This window comes from Synechococcus sp. RC10A2 (genome assembly GCF_047502605.1).
The window spans coordinates 36,352-57,113 of the sequence record NZ_JANSHP010000042.1; the positions used below are offsets into that span (position 1 = coordinate 36,352).

18 protein-coding genes, 1 tRNA gene and 1 riboswitch are annotated in these 20,762 nt (G+C 63.2%); of the genes, 6 read left to right on the forward strand and 13 right to left on the reverse strand.

All coding sequences use genetic code 11. The annotated features are described in order from the left end of the window. Positions 1-25 precede the first annotated feature (25 nt). The 4 genes from NW848_RS04450 to NW848_RS04465 all read left to right on the forward strand — a co-directional run bounded on the left by NW848_RS04450 (position 26) and on the right by NW848_RS04465 (position 6,977). Positions 26-2,074, forward strand: a complete 2,049-nt coding sequence (locus tag NW848_RS04450) for a beta-galactosidase (protein ID WP_414510838.1) — start codon at positions 26-28, stop codon at positions 2,072-2,074. Positions 2,075-2,173: 99 nt separating this feature from the next. After that, complete coding sequence (locus NW848_RS04455) at positions 2,174-3,058, forward strand: prepilin-type N-terminal cleavage/methylation domain-containing protein (RefSeq protein ID WP_414510504.1); 885 nt, start codon at positions 2,174-2,176, stop codon at positions 3,056-3,058. 517 nt (positions 3,059-3,575) lie between these two features. After that, complete coding sequence (locus NW848_RS04460) at positions 3,576-4,154, forward strand: hypothetical protein (protein WP_414510505.1); 579 nt, start codon at positions 3,576-3,578, stop codon at positions 4,152-4,154. 3 nt (positions 4,155-4,157) lie between these two features. Further along, entirely contained in the window at positions 4,158-6,977 is a 2,820-nt protein-coding gene (locus NW848_RS04465) for an AAA family ATPase (protein ID WP_414510506.1), read from the forward strand. Here NW848_RS04465 and ffh read toward each other — a convergent pair whose 3' ends face one another. The 9 genes from ffh to NW848_RS04510 form a co-directional block, all read right to left on the reverse strand. After that, positions 6,978-8,330 (reverse strand): signal recognition particle protein, encoded by a 1,353-nt coding sequence (gene ffh, locus NW848_RS04470; RefSeq protein ID WP_414510507.1) that lies wholly within the window; start codon positions 8,328-8,330, stop codon positions 6,978-6,980. 33 nt (positions 8,331-8,363) lie between these two features. Next, positions 8,364-9,230 (reverse strand): ATP synthase F1 subunit gamma, encoded by an 867-nt coding sequence (gene atpG / locus NW848_RS04475; protein WP_414510508.1) that lies wholly within the window; start codon positions 9,228-9,230, stop codon positions 8,364-8,366. Next, positions 9,227-10,774 (reverse strand): F0F1 ATP synthase subunit alpha, encoded by a 1,548-nt coding sequence (gene atpA / locus NW848_RS04480; RefSeq protein WP_414510839.1) that lies wholly within the window; start codon positions 10,772-10,774, stop codon positions 9,227-9,229. Before atpA ends, atpG begins: the two co-directional genes overlap by 4 nt. 12 nt (positions 10,775-10,786) lie before the next feature. Beyond that, positions 10,787-11,353, reverse strand: coding sequence for a F0F1 ATP synthase subunit delta (locus NW848_RS04485; RefSeq protein ID WP_414510509.1), 567 nt, complete (start codon positions 11,351-11,353; stop codon positions 10,787-10,789). 1 nt (position 11,354) lies between these two features. Continuing rightward, on the reverse strand, positions 11,355-11,915 hold the full coding sequence (gene atpF / locus NW848_RS04490; protein ID WP_414510510.1) for a F0F1 ATP synthase subunit B: 561 nt from the start codon (positions 11,913-11,915) through the stop codon (positions 11,355-11,357). Between the two features lie 51 nt (positions 11,916-11,966). Continuing rightward, positions 11,967-12,230 (reverse strand): ATP synthase F0 subunit C, encoded by a 264-nt coding sequence (atpE, locus tag NW848_RS04495; protein WP_414510511.1) that lies wholly within the window; start codon positions 12,228-12,230, stop codon positions 11,967-11,969. Between the two features lie 70 nt (positions 12,231-12,300). After that, positions 12,301-13,056 (reverse strand): F0F1 ATP synthase subunit A, encoded by a 756-nt coding sequence (gene atpB / locus NW848_RS04500; RefSeq protein ID WP_414510512.1) that lies wholly within the window; start codon positions 13,054-13,056, stop codon positions 12,301-12,303. Between the two features lie 101 nt (positions 13,057-13,157). Next, on the reverse strand, positions 13,158-14,606 hold the full coding sequence (locus NW848_RS04505) for an acyl-CoA dehydrogenase family protein (protein ID WP_414510513.1): 1,449 nt from the start codon (positions 14,604-14,606) through the stop codon (positions 13,158-13,160). 70 nt (positions 14,607-14,676) lie between these two features. Next, positions 14,677-14,805 carry a hypothetical protein gene (locus NW848_RS04510; RefSeq protein WP_414420376.1) on the reverse strand — a complete coding sequence of 43 codons (129 nt, stop codon included), beginning with the start codon at positions 14,803-14,805 and terminating at the stop codon, positions 14,677-14,679. Between NW848_RS04510 and NW848_RS04515 the strand changes: the two genes are divergently transcribed. Then, positions 14,788-14,864, forward strand: a tRNA-Pro gene (locus tag NW848_RS04515). The two genes, NW848_RS04510 and NW848_RS04515, sit on opposite strands and share 18 nt — an antisense overlap. Positions 14,865-14,870: 6 nt before the next feature. Here the strand turns inward: NW848_RS04515 and dapA are convergent. After that, positions 14,871-15,764 (reverse strand): 4-hydroxy-tetrahydrodipicolinate synthase, encoded by an 894-nt coding sequence (gene dapA / locus NW848_RS04520; protein ID WP_414510514.1) that lies wholly within the window; start codon positions 15,762-15,764, stop codon positions 14,871-14,873. Then, a complete protein-coding gene (locus NW848_RS04525; protein ID WP_414510515.1) occupies positions 15,764-16,516 on the reverse strand; it encodes a 4-hydroxy-tetrahydrodipicolinate reductase in 753 nt (250 codons plus the stop codon). The genes dapA and NW848_RS04525 overlap by 1 nt, the downstream gene beginning before the upstream one ends. Before the next feature lie 85 nt (positions 16,517-16,601). Further along, positions 16,602-16,785: riboswitch (Lysine riboswitch) on the reverse strand. 124 nt (positions 16,786-16,909) lie between these two features. On the opposite strand from NW848_RS04525, the gene NW848_RS04530 reads away from it, so the two are divergent. Continuing rightward, entirely contained in the window at positions 16,910-17,785 is an 876-nt protein-coding gene (locus NW848_RS04530; protein ID WP_414510516.1) for an RNA polymerase sigma factor RpoD/SigA, read from the forward strand. Between the two features lie 3 nt (positions 17,786-17,788). On the opposite strand, the gene NW848_RS04535 is transcribed toward NW848_RS04530, so the two are convergent. Both NW848_RS04535 and ftsH read right to left on the reverse strand, forming a co-directional pair. Next, on the reverse strand, positions 17,789-18,574 hold the full coding sequence (locus tag NW848_RS04535) for an SPOR domain-containing protein (RefSeq protein WP_414510517.1): 786 nt from the start codon (positions 18,572-18,574) through the stop codon (positions 17,789-17,791). A gap of 144 nt (positions 18,575-18,718) precedes the next feature. Next, positions 18,719-20,656 carry an ATP-dependent zinc metalloprotease FtsH gene (ftsH, locus tag NW848_RS04540; RefSeq protein WP_414510518.1) on the reverse strand — a complete coding sequence of 646 codons (1,938 nt, stop codon included), beginning with the start codon at positions 20,654-20,656 and terminating at the stop codon, positions 18,719-18,721. Positions 20,657-20,762 lie beyond the last annotated feature (106 nt).

Genomic DNA, 20,762 nt, shown 5'->3' on the forward strand with positions numbered 1-20,762 from the left:
CCCTTGCACGAACCTGAAGCCCGTGATGAGGCTTCTGTTCTCCTTCGAACATGAGGGCGAGTTGGCGGCGGCGACGGCGAACCATACGCGCCTGCGCCTGACTGCGCGCGGCGCAACGCACGGCAAACGCGCCCTGCAGGTGGAGTACCTACCCGACCGCGACTGGCCGAACCTGATGTTCCGCGCGCCCAGCCCGTGGGACTGGCGCGGCTACGCGGGGCTGGCGTTCGATCTGTATAACCCGATGCGCGAGCCTGTGCAGTTCGGCGTGCGCGTGGACGATGACCCGCGCGCTGACGGCGTACACCACTGCCGCCAAGGAACCTATACAATCCAGCCACGCACGCGCATGCGGTTCGTGTTCCCGCTGGGGCGCAACCCGATGGACTACGGCATGCGCGGGCTACCCCCACTCGGCAAAGACCTCACGCGAATCGGCGTCGTCAACGCGGGCAATATCCGACTGGAGCATATCGTTGCGTTCCAAATCTTTCTGTGGCGCGGCAACAAGCCCCGCACGCTGATCGTCGACAACATCCGCCTGCTCGAAGGCGACGAGTCGCTGGAGGGCATCGTCGACGAGTTCGGGCAATACGCCCGCGACACCTGGCAGGGCAAGATCCGCAGCCTGAGCCACCTGCGCCGCACGCGCACGCTGGAACTGCGCGAGCTGGAACGCCTGCCCGCCCCCGAAGACTTCGACGAGTACGGCGCGTGGAGAACGGGACCGCAACTGAAAGCCACAGGCTACTTCCGTACCGAGAAAGTCGGCGACCGCTGGTGGCTCGTCGCGCCCAACGGCAGGCTCTTCTTCTCGACAGGCTTCAACTGCGTCAACTACGGCGACGCGACCTTCATCACGGGGCGCGAATATATGTTCCGCTGGCTGCCGCGCGAGGGCGACCCGCTCGCCAAACACTACGGGCACGCGACCGCGCTGATGGGTCCCCTCAAGGAGGGCAAGACCTTCAACTTCTACGCGGCGAACTTGGAGCGCAAGTACGGCGCGGACTACCCCGCCCAGTGGCGCGAGCAGACCCTTAGACGCCTGCGCTCGTGGGGGTTCAACACCATCGCGAACTGGTCGCTGTGGGAGTGGCATCGCAACGGGCGCATCCCGTATGTGGCAACGGCGGGCGTGTGGGGCGAGCATAAGCGCGTGCCCAGCGGCAGCGACTACTGGGGCAAGATGCACGACCCGTTCGACCCGCAGTTCGCCGTCAACGCCCGCGCAGGGATTGAACCCGTCGCCCAGCGCGTCAAGGACGACCCGTGGTGCCTCGGCTTTTTCGTGGACAACGAGCTGAGCTGGGCAGGGCAGGGCGAGGACGGCGGACGCTACGGGCTGGCATACGGCGCGTTGAGCCTGCACGCCGACGAATCGCCCGCCAAACGCGCCTTTCTGGAGCAGCTGCGCGCCAAGTACGGCGCGATTGAACGGCTCAACGAGGCGTGGGGCGCAAACTACCCCAGCTGGGACGCGCTGCGCCCGCCTGTGTCGCTCCCGCCCGCCGCCACGCGCGCCCGCCAGCAGGACTTTAGCGCGTTCGTGCGTGCCTTCGCACGCCAATACTTTCAGACCATCCGCGCCATCCTGCGCGAACTCGCGCCGAACCACCTCTACTTGGGCTGCCGATTCGCATGGTACTCGCTGGACGCCGTTATCGCTGCCGCCGAGCTGTGCGAGGTGCTGAGCTTCAACATCTACGCGCCCAAACTCGATCACGGCGCGTACAGCTTCCTCGTGCCGCTGGACAAGCCCGTGATTATCGGCGAGTTCCACTTCGGCGCGCTCGATCGAGGGATGTTCCACACGGGGCTGGTCGCCGCGCCGAACCAGCGCGAACGCGCCCGCCTGTACGAGACCTATGTCAACAGCGTGTTAGACCACCCGCTGTTTGTGGGCTGCCACTGGTTCCAATACATGGATCAGCCCCTCACAGGGCGTGCGCTGGACGGCGAGAACTACAACATCGGTTTCGTGACGATTACGGACGCGCCGTACCCAGAGATGGTCGCCGCCGCGCGCAAGACGCACAGCGCGATGTATCGGCGCAGGATGAAGAGCAGATGAGAATCGCCCCAGATTTCCCATAAGGAGCATCGGCAGCCCTTGACAACTGGGGAATTTGGGGTATAATGAAGGTCATACTTTCACAGAGGAGGCTCATCTATGAGGAACCGTCGAGGCTTTACGCTGATTGAGCTGTTAGTTGTCATTGCGATTATCGCCATTTTAGCGGCGATTCTGTTCCCTGTGTTTGCGCAGGCGCGCGAGAGCGCGCGCAAGACCCAGTGTCTTTCCAACAGTCGCCAGACGGGGACTGCGATTCAGATGTATGCGCAGGACTACGACGAGGCGATTGTGCCGTGGTACATCTCTGGAGGCGCGTATGTCGGGCAACCGCTCTGGGAGCGCTTCTGGGTGGGTCAGCTGCAGCCGTACACCAAAACCGAAGTGAACCGCCCGCCTGCAGGGCAGCTATACATTGAGGGTGCGCGTCCGAAAGGGCTGTACGCCTGCCCTTCGTGGTCGGGAGACCGCTACCTGCGCGCCGCGGCAGAGCCTGACTGCTACCCCAACGATGTGCCGACTTTCTATCGCCCCGCGATAAACAACTTGATCGAAGCCTATGCTTACTATGCGTCGGTCTTCCACATGGCGCCTGCGACTTACGGGCGAGACCACTGCGAGGCGCGGCAACTCGGGAGGTGCGCGGGGACACGCCAGGATCCGTGCTATTACTTCCCAGGGTCTTTCCTAAGCCGCCCAGACCCGACGCGCAATGTCGTGGTCTACTTGGCTCAAATCCGCCGTCCCGCGGAGACCATCCTGACAGGTGATGGAATTAGTGCGCTCTCGAATGTCGGTGGCCTGGTGGTCTGGACCTCGATTGGCTGTGAGAGCCGCTACATCCACCAAGACGGGAGCAACTTCACCTTCTTGGATGGGCACTCCAAGTTCATCCCGCGCAACTCCGAGCGCTACTACCTGGACACAAACTGCGGTGGGCAGCCCGTCGTGGTCATGAAGTACTACACTTACACGGCGGAGTAGCACGATGCGACGCTGGTGGCTATACTTGGCCGCGCTCTGTATGATTGCAGGGCTGGCTGTGGGCTGCGGACCTCGGGAGTCGGATGAGAAGTCCGAAGGTGGCTATTACTACGAAGGTCCTGTAAAGCCCAAGGACCAGCGCGGCGGCGGCAGAGCAGCGGAGCAAGCAGGACAGTAACGAGTGAGAGGGCGCGCCAACGCGCCCCTCGCTTGTTTACGACACATCGTCGCCATAGACGGCGGAAAGAGCGTGTGTGGCGAGGTGTGTTTACGCACGGGGGATTCCACCAAGCGAATCGAACATCCACTTCCACGAGGCAGGGTATAATACCAATCGCGTGGGCAAAGTTTATGAAAACAAGCGAGATTGAAGACCCCCTCCTTAAGGTTCCCCCTGCGAGCAGGGGGAACCGATGGGCTTGGTTCCCCTCGCGTCAGCGGGGGGAACCTAAAGGAGGGGGGGCAATTGTAAACTCTGCCCTTGCGATTGGTATAATAACGCACGGAGTTATCCGCCATGAGAAAACTGATCGCGCTGATTACGGCGTTCGCTGTGCTGGTCGGAGGGACTGCACAACAATCAAACGCTCCTAAGCAGGAGCCGCCGAAACGAGAGCAGGCGCAACAAAAAACCCAGAAGCCTGAACCGCCGAAGCCTGGCGTTTTCATCGCCGAGGGCAGGCAAATCAACTTTTTCTCGCGGGGCGAGGGCGCGCTGGTCTTTCGCGGGCGCGGCTACCTCGTCATCAACACCGTGCAAGGCAAGGTACAGATCGAGGGCTTCCAAGAAGTGAAAGAGCTGCCGCGCGGCGTGCGCATCAAGCCCCCGCTGAGCGAGCGACTGAAGGTCTACATGGGACAGGGCACCGTGCGCATCGAGGGCAAGTACGACTCGGTGCGGGCAGTGCTACGCGATGTGCGCGTCGACTTCAAGGGCATTGGCGCGTTCACCATGCAAGGCACGGGAACCGCCAGTATCGACGGAGTCAAACGCGAGCTGACCCCCATAACCGCCTTCACGATGTATGTGCCAGAGCCTAACTGGGGAACCGAAGAGGATGTGAAGGTTCAAACGCCCAAGACCGATAAGCGGTGAGCGATGCGCCTGATTGCGCTGGAGCTGGAGAACTTCCGCCAGTACGCCCACGCGCAGGTAGCCTTTGAGTCGGGCGTTACGGCGATTGTGGGCGCGAACGGCGCGGGCAAGACCACCCTGCTGGAAGCGATTCTGTGGGCGCTGTACGGCGCACGCGCCCTCCGCGAGGGGGTAGACACCCTCCGATTCCTCTGGTCGCAAGGCGGCGCGAAGGTGCGTGTGCAACTGGAGTTCGAACTCGGCAATCGCCGCTATCGAGTCAAGCGCACGCCTACCGAAGCTGACCTCGCGCAACTCAACCCCGACGGCGCATGGCTCTCCCTCGCGCGCGGCGCGAACCCCGTTAACCGACAGGTGGAGCAGCTGCTCGGCATGAACCATCTGCAGTTTCAGACCAGCTTCTGCGCGCGCCAGAAGGAGCTGGAGTTTCTCGGCTACACGCCCCAGAAGCGACGCGAGGAAATCAGCAAGATGCTCGGCTACGAGCGCGTCGGCGAGGCGGCAGAGGCAATCGCGAAAGCAGAGCGCGAACTCAAAGCGTCGGTGGAAGGGCTGCGCTATGGCGTCGGCGACCCCCGCGCGCTGCAAGAGCAACTGCAGGCGGTGGAGTGCGCCCTGCAGGAGACCGAGAGCGCACTGCGCGCGGAGCAAGCCGCCTTGGAGCAAGCTGTCGCCGCGCGCGACGCCGCACGCGCCCACTACGACGCCCAAGCCGCTCTGCGCGAGCAGTATCAGAGCCTGCAGCACCAGCACAGCCTTCTGCAAAACGACTGCCAGCACGCACAGCGGCGCATCGAGGAGCTGCGCGTCCACTGGGAGCAACTCAAGGCGGCGTGCGAGCGCTACAAAGCCATCAAGCCTGACGCTGACCGCTACCGCCAGCTCGCCCGCGAGCTGGACGCGATGGAGCAACTCGCGCAGGCGGCGCAACAGCGCGCCCAGCTGCAGGCGCGGCTGGATGCACTCGCCGAGCGACGCGCTCAACTCCACGCCGAACGCGACGAACTCCAGCAGAAGCAGGCGCAACTGCACGCTCTCTTGCCCCAACGCCAACGCGCCGCCGAACTGAGTCAACGCCTCGAGCAGCTCCGCCAGATTGCCCAGCAAGTCGCCCAGCGCGCCCGAATCGAGGCGCAACTGCAAGCCGTCCAGGCGCAGCTGCAAGACCTGCAGGCGAAGGCGCGTAGGCGCGACGCGCTCGCACGCGAATCCAAGCAAGCCGACGCCGCGCTCCAAGCACACCTGCGCGCCTGCGCCGAGACCGAAGCCGAACTGCAGCGCGTACTCCAAGCGTGGAACCAGCAACGCGCGGAGATAGAAGCCGAACAGCGCAGCCTGCAGGCGACTCTGCAGCAGCAACGCGCGCGCGTGCAGCAACTCGAATCACTGGGTGAAGCGAGCGAGTGCCCCACCTGCGGGCAACCGCTCGGCGACGCCTATCACAGAGTGCTGGCAAACGCGCAGCAGGAGGCGCGCGCGACCGAACGCCAGCTGCGCGCCCTGCGCCAACAACTGAACGCGCTCCAGCAGGAACCGACAGAGGCGCGCGCCCTGCGCGAACAACTCGCCCAGCAACAGCAGGCGCGCGATAATGCCCAGCAGCAACTTGCCGAACTGCAAGCGAACCTGCGCCAGCTGGAGACCGAACTGCGCCAGGCAGACGCCTTAGAACGCCAACAGCGCGACCTGCAACGCCAGCTCGCCCGAATCCCCGTCTACGACCCGCAGGAGGAGCAGTCCGTGCAAGCCGAGCTGGACGCGCTCCAGCCCGACCTGCAACAGGCGCATACGCTGGAAGTCGAGCTGCGCCGCCTGCCCGCCCTCGAGCGCGAACTCCAGCAGACCGAACGCGAGGCGCAGCGGGTGCAGACCGAAATCGCGCGCCTACCGCAAGGCTATGACCCCGCGCGCCACTATGCCCTGCGCGAGGAGACCGAACGCCTGCGCCCCCTCTATGAGGAGAGCCTGCAGCTCGTCCCCGTTATCCAGCAGCGGGACGCCCTGCGCGCCCAAATCGAAGAGGCAAAAGCCGCCCTGCAGGAGATTACCACGCGCTTAGAGCAACTGGAGGCGCAGGTGGCTCAGTTAGACTATTCGGAAGCGGCGTACCAGCAGGCGGAAGTGGCGTACCAGCAGGCAGAAGCCAAGGTGAACGCCTTGGAGCGCAGCCTCGCCGCCCGCCAAGCCGAATATGCCAGCCAAACCGCCCTGCGCGACCAACTCCGCGCCCAACTCGAACGCCTGCTCGAACTCCAGCGCGCCCTGCGCGAGCAGGAACACCAACTGCGCATGCACAGTCTGCTGCGCAAAGCGATGCAGGACTTCCGCACCGACCTGAACACGCGCTTGCGCCCCACCCTCGCCGCGCTCGCTACCGAGTTCCTTACCGCGCTCACCAACGGGCGCTACTCCGAACTCGAAATCGACGAGGAGTACCGCTTCACTCTGCTGGACGAGGGGCATCGAAAGGCGGTCATCTCAGGTGGCGAGGAGGACATCGTGAACCTGAGTTTGCGCCTTGCGCTCGCACGCCTAATCACTGAACGCGCGGGGCAGCCCCTCTCGCTGCTGATTCTCGACGAGGTGTTCGCCTCGCTGGACGCCGAACGCCGCCAAAGCGTGATGGAACTGCTGAACAACCTGCGCACATGGTTCGACCAAATCTTGGTCATCTCGCACTTTGAGGAGATTAACGAGGCTGCCGACCGTTGCCTGCGTGTGCGGCGCAACCCGCTCACACGCGCCAGCGAGATTCTGGAAGACGCGCTGCCCGACCCCGCGCTGCTGACCGCCGCCGCGCTGGATGCTGAATCGCTGGAATAGCTACCGCCGCTTGCCGAACGGCGACCACTTGCGCTTCTGCATGCGCTGCTGGAACTTGGTCATCTGCTTCATCAGCTTGCGCATCTCAAACAGCTGGTTCACCAGCGCGCTGACCTCTTCCAGCTTCACGCCGCTGCCCTTGGCGATGCGCACCTTGCGACTGTAGTTAATGATTTCGGGATGGCGTCGCTCCTGCGGGGTCATCGAGAGGATAATCGCTTCTGCACGCTTGAGCGCACGGTCATCAATCGGCATATCGCCTATCTGACTTTTGATCTGACTAAAGCCTGGCAGCAACTGGAGCAACTGCTCGAACGGACCCATGCGGCGGATTTGTTGCATCTGCGCGAGCATGTCTTCGAAGTCGAAGCTGGCGTCGCGCATCTTTTTCTCCAGCCGTCTCGCCTCTTCCTCCTGCATGGTTTGCTCGACGCGCTCGATGAGCGAGAGCACATCGCCCATGCCGAGGATACGGCTGGCGACTCGGTCGGGGTAGAACGGTTCGAGGGCGTCGGTGCGTTCGCCGATGCCGATAAAGCGCACGGGCTTGCCGACGACCGCCTTGACCGAGAGCGTCGCGCCGCCGCGCGCGTCGCCGTCCATCTTGCTCATAATGACGCCCGTCAGTTCCAGCCGCTCGTGGAACGCTTTCGCGACATTAACCGCCTCTTGCCCCGTGGTGGCGTCTACCACCAGCAGCACTTCGTGGGGCTGCAGCGCGGCGTGCATCCGTTGCAACTCGTCCATCAGCGGCTCGTCTACCTGTAGGCGTCCCGCCGTGTCCACAATCAGCACATCGTAGCCGTGCGTGCGGGCGTAGTCCAGTGCGCGCTGTGCGGTACTCACGGGGTCTTGGGTTCCCGCTTGCTGCGGGGTGAACGCGGGCACGCCAACCTGTTGCCCCAGCACCTCCAGCTGTTTAATAGCGGCGGGGCGTTGCAGGTCGCACGCCGCCAGCAGCGGGTTGCGCCCCTGCGATTTCGCCCAGCGTGCGAGCTTCGTGCAAGTCGTCGTCTTGCCCGAGCCTTGCAAGCCGCAGAGCATAAACACCGTCGGCGGGCGTGCTGCCCAGCGTATCGGCTCCGCCTCGCCCCCCAACAACGCGATCAATTCGTCGCGCACGATGCGAATCACCTGCTGGTCGGGGGTGAGGCTCTTGAGGACTTCCTCGCCGATCGCCTGTTCGCGGATTCGCGCGATAAAGTCTTTCACCACGCGGAAGTTCACATCTGCTTCCAGCAGGGCGAGCCGAATCTCGCGCAGCACCTCGTCGACGGTCTTCTCGTCCAGGCGGCTCGCGCCCCGAATGCGCGCGAATATCCCCTGCAGCTTGTCAGTCAGGCTCTCGAACATTGCCGCATGAGGATACCTGACACGGGCGCGTCGTTAGCCCTTGAGTGCCTCTGCGCCGCCGACCACCTCGGCAATTTCTTTGGTGATGGCGGCTTGACGCAGGCGGTTCATCGTCAGCGTCAGCTCCTGGATCATCTTGCCCGCGTTGTCGCTCGCCATCGACATGGCGGTCATGCGTGCGCCGTGTTCGCTCGCGCTGGCTTCCAACAGCGCCTGCAGCACTTGGGTCAGCAAGTAGCGGGGCAGCAAGCGCGCCAGCAACTCCTCTGCAGACGGTTCGAACACGAAGTCGTAGCGCGTGCCGTCGTTCTCGCCTGCAGGCGGCTCGATGGGCAGCAGCGGCAACACCGTCGGACGCTGCGTCACGGGATTAATAAACTGTGAGTAAATCAGGTAGACACGGTCTAACGCGCCGCTGACGAACATCTGCTGCACGGCGTCGGCGACGGCGCGCGCGTCTTCCAGCCCCGCGCCCGAAGTGGGCATCGAGCGGTAGAGCGCAATCGGGTAGCCGCGCTTGCTGAAAAACTGATACCCGCGTCGCCCGACGCAGATGAGCTGCACCTGCTCTGGGCTTAGCCCCATCTCACGGATGGCGTTCTGCTGGGCGCGGATGAGGTTCATGTTGTACGAGCCGCATAGTCCGCGATCGGAGGTCGCCAGCACGAATCCAACGGTGCGCGGCTCGCGTTTCTGCAGCAGGGGATGGTCGGGCAGGTCGCCTGCGCGTCCGAGTTCCTGCAGCACCTCGTGCATGCGCTGGGCGTAGGGGCGCGCCGCCAGCACGCGGTCTTGCGCCCGACGCAGGCGTGCCGCCGAGACCAACTTCATCGCCCGCGTGATCTGCTGGATGCTCTTTGCGGCGCGAATCCGCGCGCGCATCCCGCGTAGCGTCCTCATGCCAGACCCTGCTCCTTCAGGAACTGTTGCTTGTACGCCTCAACTGCATGACGCAGCGTGCGTTCGGTATCCTCGTCGAGTTTCTTCTCGCGGCGGATTTTCTCGCCCAACTCAGGATACTTCTCGCGCATAAACGGGTGGAAGCCCTCTTCGAAGGCGCGCACCTTCTCGACGGGGATGTCGTCCAGGTAGCCTTGCGTGCCCGCGAAGATAATCATCACCTGCTCCTCGACGGGCATCGGGGTGAACTGCGGCTGCTTGAGCACCTCCTGCAGGCGCAGCCCGCGCGCCAGCTGCAACTGGGTGGCGCGGTCTAAGTCCGACGCGAACTGTGCGAACGCCTGCACCTCGCGGAACTGCGCCATGTCCAGTCGCAGGCGTCCTGCAACCTGCTTCATGGCGCGGATTTGTGCGTCGCCCCCGACGCGGCTAACCGAGATACCTACATTAATCGCGGGGCGGATACCCGCGTAGAACAGGCTCGGCTCAAGGTAAATCTGCCCGTCGGTGATGGAGATAACATTCGTGGGGATGTACGCGGACACATCGCCCGCTTGCGTTTCGATGATGGGCAGCGCGGTCAGCGAGCCGCCGCCGTACTCGTCGGACATCTTCGCCGCGCGCTCCAGCAGGCGCGAGTGCAGGTAGAACACATCGCCAGGATACGCCTCGCGTCCAGGCGGTCGGCGCAGCAGCAGCGACACCGCGCGGTACGCCTGTGCGTGCTTCGACAGGTCGTCGTACACCACCAGCGCGTCCATGCCGTTGTCGCGGAAGTATTCGCCCATCGCGCAGCCCGCGTAAGGCGCAAGATACTGCAAACTGTTCGGGTCGCTTGCGGACGCCACCACGACCGTCGTGTATTGCATCGCGCCGTAGCGCTCCAGCGTGTCGATGAAGCGGGCAATCGCCGCCATCTTCTGCCCAACTGCGACATAGATGCAATACACAGGCTTCTCGCCTTCAGTCTCGTGCGTGTATTTCTGGTTGATGATGGTGTCGAGGATGATGGCGGTCTTGCCTGTGGAGCGGTCGCCGATGATGAGTTCGCGTTGCCCGCGCCCGATGGGAATCATCGCGTCGATGGCTTTGATGCCCGTTTGCAGGGGCTGCTTGACGGGCTGTCGGGTGATGACGCCGGGCGCAATTACCTCGATACGGCGGTACTCGTCGGCGACGATGGGTCCCTTGCCGTCGAGGGGTCGTCCGAGCGCGTCCACCACGCGCCCAAGAAGCGCCTTGCCGACAGGCACTTCGGCAATGCGCCCCGTGCGCTTGACGGGGTCGCCCTCCTTAAGTTCCTCGTCGGAGCCAAGCACGATCGCGCCGATGCTGTCCTCTTCGAGGTTCAGCACCATGCCCATCACTTCGTGCGGGAACTCCAGCAGTTCGCCCATCTGCGCGTCGGGCAGCCCATAGATACGGGCGATGCCGTCGCCGACTTGCAGAATCGTGCCGACGCTCTCGGCAATCGGCTTACCGTCGGCGGTCTCTATTTCCTTCGCTAAGATGCTGGTAATCTCTTCGGGTCGGATAGCCATAATCGCACCTCGCTTTTAGGTGGCGCGTGCGCCGCGCCGTTCGATTTCAAGCATAATCTGGTCGCGCAAGCGGTCTAACGCGCCGCGTAGCGTGCCGTCGATCTGATAGTCGCCGATGCGCACGCGCACACCGCCAATCAATTCGGGGTTCACCTCAAAGGTCGGGATGATGGTTTTGCCCGTGCTTTGTTGGAGTTTCTGCACAAGCGCGTTCTGCTCGGCTTCGGTGAGCGGCGTCGCCGACTGGATGTGTGCGCGCGCGATGCCCTGATGCGCCTCTTGGAGTTTCTGGAACTCGTCGCAGACGGCGTCGAGCATCTTCTCGCGTCGCTTTTCGACGAGTAGCTCCAGCGTGCGCATCGTGTGGGGCTGGACGCGCTCGCGGAACGCTGCGCGCAGGCGGTCGCGCTTGCGGTCGCGCGGGATGAGCGGGCTGTAGAAGAAGGCGCGCAGTTCGTCCGATTCGCGCATGATGCCGCGCAAGTTGCGCAAGTCGTCCGCCGTCGCTTGCAGTTGGTTCTGCTTCAGCGCGACTTCGAACAGGGCGCGGGCGTAGCGTCGGGCGACACGCAGGTCTACCATCTTAGCGCACCTCCGCAGTCTCGATAAACTCTTGTACCAGTCGGCGGTGGCGTTCGTCGGTCATCGCCTCGCGCAGCAGCCGTTCGGTCGCCGCAAGCGTCAGGTCGGCGACATAGGTCTGCAGTTCGCTGCGCAGTTTCTCGCCTTCCAGTTTCGCCTGCTCTTGGGCGCGCGCGACGATGTCGTCGGCTTGGCGGCGCGCGTCGGCAACGATTTGGTCGCGCAGTTGCTGCGCCTCGCCGACGGCTTGCTGGATGCGCTCGCGCGCTTCCGCTTCAATCTGCGCCAAGCGCGCCTCGTATTCCGTGCGCAGCTGCTCCATCGCGCGTCGGTCGGCTTCGATCTTGTCGTAGGTCGCGTTGATGTCTTGGCGGCGCGCCTCCAACATCGCGTTAATCGGCTTCCAGAAATAGCGGGTCATGAACCACAGCAGCACGAGGAAGCCGACCAGCTGAATAATCAGGATGTTGAAGTCGATTCCGAGCAGCTCGAGCAGTCCGCCGCCCTTGCCGCCTTCCGCCGCGCCGAGCAGGTTCGGTAGATACAGGTACAGTTGGAGCATTGTTCGTGAACCTCCTGCGGGAGAGGCGGACTGCCCCTCCCGACGCCTCGTTTACTGCCCGCCGACGGTCGGCAAGCGACCTTGCAGCAGGAAGAAGATGACGAACGAGAACAGCACGAGCGACTCGATGAACGCCAGACCGATAATCATACCCGTCTGGATGCGCCCTGCCATTTCGGGTTGTCGCGCCATCCCTTCCATCGCGCCTGCGACCGCGCGCCCTTGACCCAGACCTGCGCCAATCACTGCCAGCGGCAAGCCCAAGCCAACAGCCAACGCCAGTCCCATCAGATAAAGCCCAGTACCTACTTCCATAGTGTTCCTCCTTGCTTAGTGTATTGCCGCAACTCCCTGCGGCGGCTCCTCTGTAGCAGAGGAAAGCGTCTCAGTGCGCATGCGCATGTTCCGCGTGATGTTCCTCGTGATGCTCCGTCGCCAGCGATAGGTAAATCAGCGTCAGGATTGAAAACACGAACGCCTGCACGAACGCCACCAGTAGCCCGAGCAGTATCACGGGGAACTGGATCGGCAAAGGAATGAAGGTCGCCTTGAAGAGAGGCATCGCCAGCGCGGTAATCAGCGCCATCGTGACCTGCTCCTTGCCGAACATGTTGGCGTACAGACGAATTGAGAGCGAGACGGGCTTTGCCAACTCGCTCACGATTTCGATGACGAACAGCAGCGGTGACAGCAGGATGGGCACCTCGCCCCAACGCGCAAAGTGCTTCAGGTAGCCGCCGATGCCCCGCGCACGGATGCCCTCATACTGCACATAAACAATCACAATCAGCGCGAGGGCAATCGTGGTGTTTAAACTTGCGGTGGGCGCGATTCCAGGCGGAATCAAGCCCATCAAGTTGCTGAACAAGACGAACAGGAAAATCGTGCCTGCAAGGGGGACATATTTGCGTCCGTGTTCGCCGACGACGCTGATTGCCAAGTTATCGAAGAATTCGTAAATGATTTCTGCGAGGTTTTGGAGGCGTCCGGGGCGACGCTGCATGTTGCGCGTCGCCGAGATGGCGAACAGCAGCAGCGCGAGCGCGGCAATCCCTGATAGCACAGAAAAAACGGGCGGCGGCACATGCGCCCCTACACCCGTTTGCGTGAACACCCAAAGCGCGTTGAATAGCCCTTCCACAGGTGCGCGTCTCCTTCGCCGTCCTTAGACGCCCGTATTATACCTACTGGATATTCGGCGCGTCAAGGGGGTAGTCTAAATACGAAAATACTCCCCGACGCTCAACCCGCACCCCTATGCGCCTGTGCGGTCTGCAGTGTTTGACCTACCCACGCCGCCAACGGCGGGATGAGCGTCTCCAGAGCCGCCTCCTGCGTTTCGAGCGGCTGCTGGAGGTAGGCGTCGATGCGTTTATGCCAAGCATCTAACTCGGCGGGGTCGGCAAAAGGCGCGAGATGTTCCAGCAGAAGGGTGTGTGCGTTGCGTCGCTGGATTACTTCCAGCGCGTCCAGCATTTGGCGATGGCTACCGCCTTCCCAGATGGGCAGCACCATCGCCTCGCGCAGGAGGCGTTCGACGCCATACTCCGCCAGCACGCCCGCGCCGCCGTGCGCCTCCATGCACCACTTGGCTGCCTGTACCGCCTGCTCCGCTGTCCAGTATTTCGCAAGGTGCGTGAGAAGGCGGAACAAGTGATAGCGCGAGTTGTAGGGCGGCGTCTGCGCCCACACTTCGGCAAGCAGGCGCACCGACTCCCACGCTAACGCGAAGGCGGCATCCAAAATGTTGCGCCAGCGCGTGATTTGCGTGCGCATCAGGGGTTGCTCGCACAGGGGCTTGCCGAACACAACGCGCTGCTGCGCAAATGCCTCCGCCTCGTCCAGCGCACGCTGAATCAGAGCGACGCTGCCGACGCTGTTCGCCACACGCGAGACGTTCAGCACCTCCAGAATCAGGTAGATGCCTGCGTCCGCGCTGCCCAGCAGGTAGCCCGTGCTGTCGTGAAGGTCTACCTCGCCAGTGATAACGGCGCGCGTGCCGATTTTGTCCTTGATGCGGCGGATGGTGTAGTTGAGGCTTCCGTCCTCGCGGTAGCGGGGCACGAGGAACAGCGCGAGCCCTCGCACCCCGCTGGGTGCGCCGTGCGGACGCGCCGCGACCACTGCCAACTCCGCAGTCACATTGCTACAAAAGTATTTTGCACCCGTGAGTCGGTACGCGTCGCCGTCAGGCACGGCGACGGTCTGCACATTCGTGCCGAGGTCTGACCCGCCGCCTACTTCGGTCATCCAAGTCGCGCCCTGCCACGCCGCGCCGTCGCGACGCAACATCTGGGGCAGGTAGCGTTCCTTCAGTGCTGGCGCGCCATACTTCGCCAGCGGCACGGCTGTAGAAAGGCTTACCGTGTGCGGGCAATATAGCCCTGGATCGTAGTATGCCGTCAGGTAGCCCAGCGCGAAACTGCCAACCCAGTCCTGCTGCTCAATCACGCGCCACACGACGCCGTGCTTGTAACCCTCCTGCACCAGCTCGGGGTAGCCCGCGGGTAGGATAATCTCGTCCACGCGCACGCCGTAGCGATTATACTGGCGTAAGGCGGGCGTTCCCCAGCGGTCTATCGTTTCCGAAAGGGCGCGTCCCGTGGTTTCCCACCACTGCTGGTAGGCTGCCAGTGCCTCTTCGCACGACAGCGTGCCCAACTGTTGCTTGAGATAAGCCAGTGGACTCATAGTGGGATTGTACCCGTTAGCGACAGTGCGGTGTGGGGGAGAGTGTGTACAGGAGGTGCGCCTGCTTTTTTCAAGTGTGGGTAGAGGATGGGGAGCAGGGGCAGGTGTGAACAATGTGTCGGCGCATGCGCCCGCACCCCTTGACGCCCGCCTGCGCCGTTGGGTACAATTGGGGAGTGGTCGGGGCGTAGCTCAGCATGGGAGAGCGCTCCTTTCGGGTGGGAGAGGTCGGCAGTTCGAATCTGCCCGCCCCGACCAGTGCGTTTAGCCAAGGATCCCCATCTCCCGCAGCAGATTCCGCAGCCGTTCGCGCGTGCGCTCGCTCACAGGCGTCAGCGGCAGGCGCAGGCTCTCCTCGATGCGTCCCAGCATCGCCAGCACGCACTTGACAGGCGCGGGGTTCGTCTCCCAGAAGTTCGCCTGCATCAGCGGTTGGAGCCGATAGTGCCACATGCGGGCGGTCTCGGCGTCGCCTTGCAGCGCGGCGCGTGTCATCTTCGCTGTCCATTCGGGCAGCTCGTTGCCGATGACCGAAATCACCCCGTCGCCGCCCATCAGCATCGTCGGCGCGGCGAAGATATCGTCGCCTGCGTAGACCGCAAAGCCTGGCGGACGGCTGCCGAGAATCTCCAACGCCTGCACGATGTTGCCGCTCGACTCCTTGACGCCTACGAGGTGGGGCACTTCATCCGCGATGCGCAGGATTACATCAGCGGGGTAGTTGCGCCCTGTGCGGGAGGGCACATTATACAGGATGATGGAGATGTCGGCTTGCTCGGCGATGGTGGCGTAGTGGCGCAGCAAGCCTTCGGGCTCGGGCTTGTTGTAGTAGGGGGTTACGGACAGCACGGCGGTTGCGCCCGCGCGCTTGGCGTGCTGCGCCAGCCCGACGGCTTCGTGGGTAGCGTTGCTGCCCGCGCCAGGGCACACAGGCACGCGCCCGTTCGCCTGCTCCAGCACGATGTCCATCACGCGGCGGTGTTCCTCGTGGGTGAGCGTTGCGCCCTCGCCTGTGGAGCCGACAGGCAGCAGCGCGTCCACGCCCGATTCAATCAACCAGTCAACCAGCGCGCGCAGGCGGGGTTCGTCAACTGCCCCATCGCGCGTGAACGGCGTGACCATCGCCACGCCCAGCCCTCGAAACGGCGGTGTTCGCATCAGCGTTCCTCCTTGTGCGCTAAGATTTCGTGCAGTACCTCTGCGAAGTGATAAAAGCCCGTGCGTCCGACAAGCCACTCGGCGGCGCGCACCGCGCCGTAGGCGAACCCGTCGCGACTTTTGGCGCGGTGTGTCAGTTCGATCCAGTCATACGGACCGTCCAGCATCAGGCGGTGCGTGCCGAACTCGCTGCCGAGGCGCACCACGCCGACGGCGAACTGCGCGTCGGGCAAGCGATGGTCGGCAGGTACGGGATATTGGGCGACGCGCGTGTGGTTCAGCGCGTGCTGCAGGCGGCTTGCCAGCGCGCGGGCGGTGCCGCTGGGCGCGTCCGACTTGCCGCGATGGTGAATCTCCTCCAGCGCGACATCCCAGCCCTCCAGCGTCAGCAGTTGCGCGGCGAGGCTGACCGCCTGCTGCAGAAACACCTGCACGGCGATGGAGAAGTTGGGCGCGTACAGCACGCTGCCGCCCGCCGCCTGTACCTGCTGGGCGACCGCCTCGCGCTGGGCGTCCCAGCCTGTCACGCCAATGATAAGCGGCGTACGGGTCTGCAGCGCGAGCGCGACATTCGCGGGCACGGCGTCCGCCAGCGAGAAGTCAATCAGCGCGTCGCTCTGCTGGGCAATCTGCAGGCGCACCTCTGGCGGGGTCTCGCGGCGGAGGACGCCTGCAATCGTGTGTCCGCGCGCGGTCGCTACCCGCTCGACCGCCTGTCCCATCCGTCCGTAGCCGATGAGTCCGATCCGCATCGTCGTCTCCGAGTCGCCCCAGAACGCAGGGCAGGTTGGGGAACGCAGCGAGCGAGGCAAGCGTGAGTCGAGCAGGCGGTCTGCCTGATCGAGTAGCGCTCCGCTTCGCGCGGGGCGAAGCGACAGTCTGCAAGATGTTCTCTTGCAGCCCAGCCGTGCGGTCGCCGAGACTCCGCGCGGCTTCGGCGGGCAGCCCTTTCCGCCGCGTTCGTCGGTGTCGGCGCGCCTCTCGCGGCGTACTGATGCTTGCCCGCGCCTCTACTCGGCAAATTCCCTCTAACGCCAAGTATACCCGCTTGTCGCTTCGGACGCAACCCCACTTCGTTTGGCACGAAAGTTGCTGTAAGACCCCATGCGGTATCCAGCGGGGGTTTTAGAGCAATGCACTATTCTATGGATTGTTATACTGATTCGGAGTTCTGGAGCGGTGACGCTTTGGAGTTGGAGCAGGAGCAAGGGTTGAGCGGCACTGCTCTGGACGCGATGTTTGGCGAAATCTTGCGTCGCCCGCTCTTGCAGCCTGATGAGGAGTTGGAACTGCTCCAGCGGGCGCAGCAGGGCGACGAAGCAGCGCAGAACCGCCTGATTGAATCGAACCTGCGCTTGGTGATTAGCGTCGCGCGGCGGTATGTGCGCCCCGGTTCGCCCTTAGAAGACCTCGTGCAGGAGGGCGCAATTGGTCTCATCAAGGCGATTCGCAACTTCGATGTCAATCGCGGACTGCGGTTTAGCACCTACGCCGTTCACTGGATTCGTCAGAGCGTTGGTCGCGCTGCCGATTCGCAGACCAACATGATTCGCCTCCCGAACCATGCGATCGACTCCCTGCGCAAGATTGAGCGCACGCGCAACGAACTGCGGGCGCTGCTGGGCAAGGAGCCGACGAACGAAGAGATTGCCGAGCAGTTGCAGATGCCTGTAAGCAAGGTTGCGCGCCTCTCGCGGTACGCGCACGCGAACTACTCGCTGGAGCATAAAGCGCATGAGGATCAAAGCACGCCGCTCGGTGGGTTGCTCGCCAGCCCTGAAGAGGCAGACCCCGAAACCGTCGCCATCGAGCGCGTCTGGATATCGGAGATATTCGAGACGGTAGAGCGACATCTTACCCCTGGCGAGCGGTGGGCGCTCTATCGCCATCTGGGGATGGATGTGAGCGAGATTCCGCCAGGGCATACGAAACGCCCTTCCCGCGAGCGTATCCGCCAGTTAGAGAAGCAAGCGCTTACCAAGTTGCGCGCGCTGGCGCGGGAACTTTCGGCGGACAAATAAACGCTACGGCACTTTCGTCACAACCGCAGGGAAGCCTCTGCTTTCCAGTTGATTTTTGAGCGCTTCGGCTTTGGCGCGGTCGCGCGTCACCAGCGTCTGCACCCGATAAAGCGTTTTGCCCTCGCGTTGGAACGGCACGATGCTCGCCTCGAAGCCGCTTGCAAGCAGGCTCTGCGCGACCTGATTCGCGTTCTCGCGGCTCTCGTAGATCCCTACCTGCACGCGATACAGGACGCCTGCTTGCGTCTCCGTTTGGGGCGGTGGGGAAGTCGCAGGCTCTTGTGGGGGACTTGGCTCGGTAGGCGTGGGTTCGGGCTGTGACGCAGGTGACTCTGGTGCGGGCGGCTCTCCCGATTCGTCGGGCACGAAGTATTCGTCATCGATAGGCGGCGGCTCGTCCGCAGGCGTTTCTTCGGGAGGTGTGACGGGTTTGGATTGGCGTTCGCGTCGTTTTTGTTGATACCGCTCGTAATCGAACGGCGCGACCTCGCGCGAGCCGATAATCACGCCCGTGCCTGCCGTCACATCGGGCGGTAGCTTTTCCTGTACCACTACTTTGGGCATCGGCTTGGAGTTGGGCGATGCAGGGTGGGGGGATGTCGCGTCCGTGGGCGTATTCGTCAGGCGCAGCTGCAGGCGCCCCTCTTCGGAGATGGTGATGCGCGGTCCCAGCCCGTAGTAGCCGACCGCCATGAAGATAAGAAACACGGCGACCCCTGCCCCGACCGTCTTTAGGAACCGCTTGATCGAGAACCCATCTTCGTCCCGACTGCGAAAATCGAGCGGCATAGCGACCTCCGCAGAATTATAGCATGGGGCGCACTGCGAGGCAAATGGCACGAAAGTTGCTACGAGGCACAGCGAGTGCGGTCATAGCATCTTGTCCCTCCCTCTCCGAGGCGCCCCAGGTTGTCCCTCCCCCTGGGGCGCGTTTTAGCTGCTGGGTGCGGCGCGTGGGCGCAAGCGTTTCGCAGGCGCGCCACTCTCATCAGCGATTTCGGGCGTCGTGGCAGGCGGCTCCACAGGCGCAGGCTCCAGCGTCTGCACGGGTTGGTCGCCTTCCTCGTCGCGCATCAGCGCCAAAAACTCCTCGCGCGTGAGGTTCTCGCGCTCCAGCAACGCCTGCACCACGCGATCCATCTTGTCGCGGTTTTGCGTCAGAATCTCGCGCGCCCGCTGGTAGCACTCTTCGATAATGCGCCGCACCTCTTGATCGATTTCGTAGGCGATTTGCTCGCTGTAGTTGCGGTCTTCCATAATGTCGCGTCCGAGGAACGGGTTGCCGTGTCGCCTGCCGAAGGTCAAAGGACCGAGTTTTTCGCTCATGCCGTATTCGGTGACCATCGCGCGGGCAATCTCGGTGGCGCGTTTGAGGTCGTCTTGTGCGCCTGTGCCCACCTCGCCGAACACCAGCTCCTCTGCCACGCGCCCGCCCAGCATCGTGGTGATGCGATCCAGCAGCGCTTGGCGTGTGTAAAGATACCGATCGCGTTCAGGCATCTGAATCGTGTAGCCGAGCGCCATCCCGCGCGGCAGAATCGAGATTTTATGCACTGGCTCCGCTTCGGGGAGCAGTTCGCCGACAATCGCGTGCCCGACCTCGTGGTAGGCAATAACTTCGCGCTCGCGCTTGTCGATGACGCGGTTGCGCCGCTGGGGTCCCGCAATCACGCGGTCCACGGCTTCTTCGAACTCGTCCATCGTGATGCGCGTCTTGTTGCGTCGTGCGGCAATCAGCGCGGCTTCGTTCACCAGGTTCGCCAAGTCCGCGCCCGTGAAGCCCGGGGTGCGCTTGGCGAGCAAATCCAAATCCACATCGGGGGCAAGCGGCTTGCCCTTCGTGTGGACTTCCAGAATCTTCTTGCGCCCTTCCACATCGGGCGGGTCTACGACGATGTGGCGGTCGAAGCGTCCAGGGCGCAGCAGCGCGGGGTCTAAGATGTCGGCGCGGTTGGTGGCGGCGATAACGATGATGCCCAGATTCGGGTCGAAGCCGTCCATCTCCACGAGCAGTTGGTTAAGGGTTTGCTCGCGCTCGTCGTGTCCGCCGCCCAGCCCTGTGCCGCGCTGCCGTCCGACGGCGTCGATCTCGTCGATGAAGATGAGGGCGGGTCGGTTCGCTTTGGCGGTCTCGAACAGGTCGCGCACGCGCGCCGCGCCGACGCCGACGAACATCTCCACAAAGTCGGAGCCGCTGATGTGGAAAAACGGCACGCCCGCCTCGCCCGCGACCGCACGCGCCAAAAGCGTCTTACCACAGCCAGGCGGTCCCAGCAGCAGCACGCCTTTGGGAATCTTCGCGCCGAGTTTTTGGTACTTCTGCGTGTTTTTGAGGTAGTCGACGACCTCGGCGAGTTCCTGCTTCGCCTCCTCTACCCCTGCCACATCGTCGAAGGTCACGCGCGGGATGTTCTCGTTGTAGCGTCGAGCGCGCGCCTTGCCGAACGAGAACGCCTGATTGTTGCCCGCCTGCGCCGAACGCATCAGCAGAAACCAGAACAGTCCCCCAATCAGCAGGATGACCAGAAACATCCCCAACATCTGGCTGAGGTAGTCGGGCATGCGGCTGTCTTCGGTGAACTTGAGGGCGACCCTTGCTTTCTCAAATTCCTGATAGAGTCTATCGCGGGTGGCGCCATCGGGCGGCAGCGCGGCGTGGAAGGGCGTTCCGTCCCGTAGGGTTCCCACCAAGCGATTGCCCTGCACCGTCGCTTCGGCAATGTTGCGCTGGTGCACCTCGTTCACGAGTTGTGTGTAGGTCAACTCCCGTGTGCCCATCGGCTGCAGTTGACGCAGATATTGCATCAGGAGCAGCAACACCAGCACAAACCCCACGACAGTCAAAAAGGTGCGTGCGTTTTTACTCAACATATGCCTCCTATAACCGCGTTGGTACGCTCCATGCTTGACATAGTAGACGATTATCGGCGTTCGCAGGCGATTACGCAATAGCCGCGCGAACGGTTCCGTGCATAAG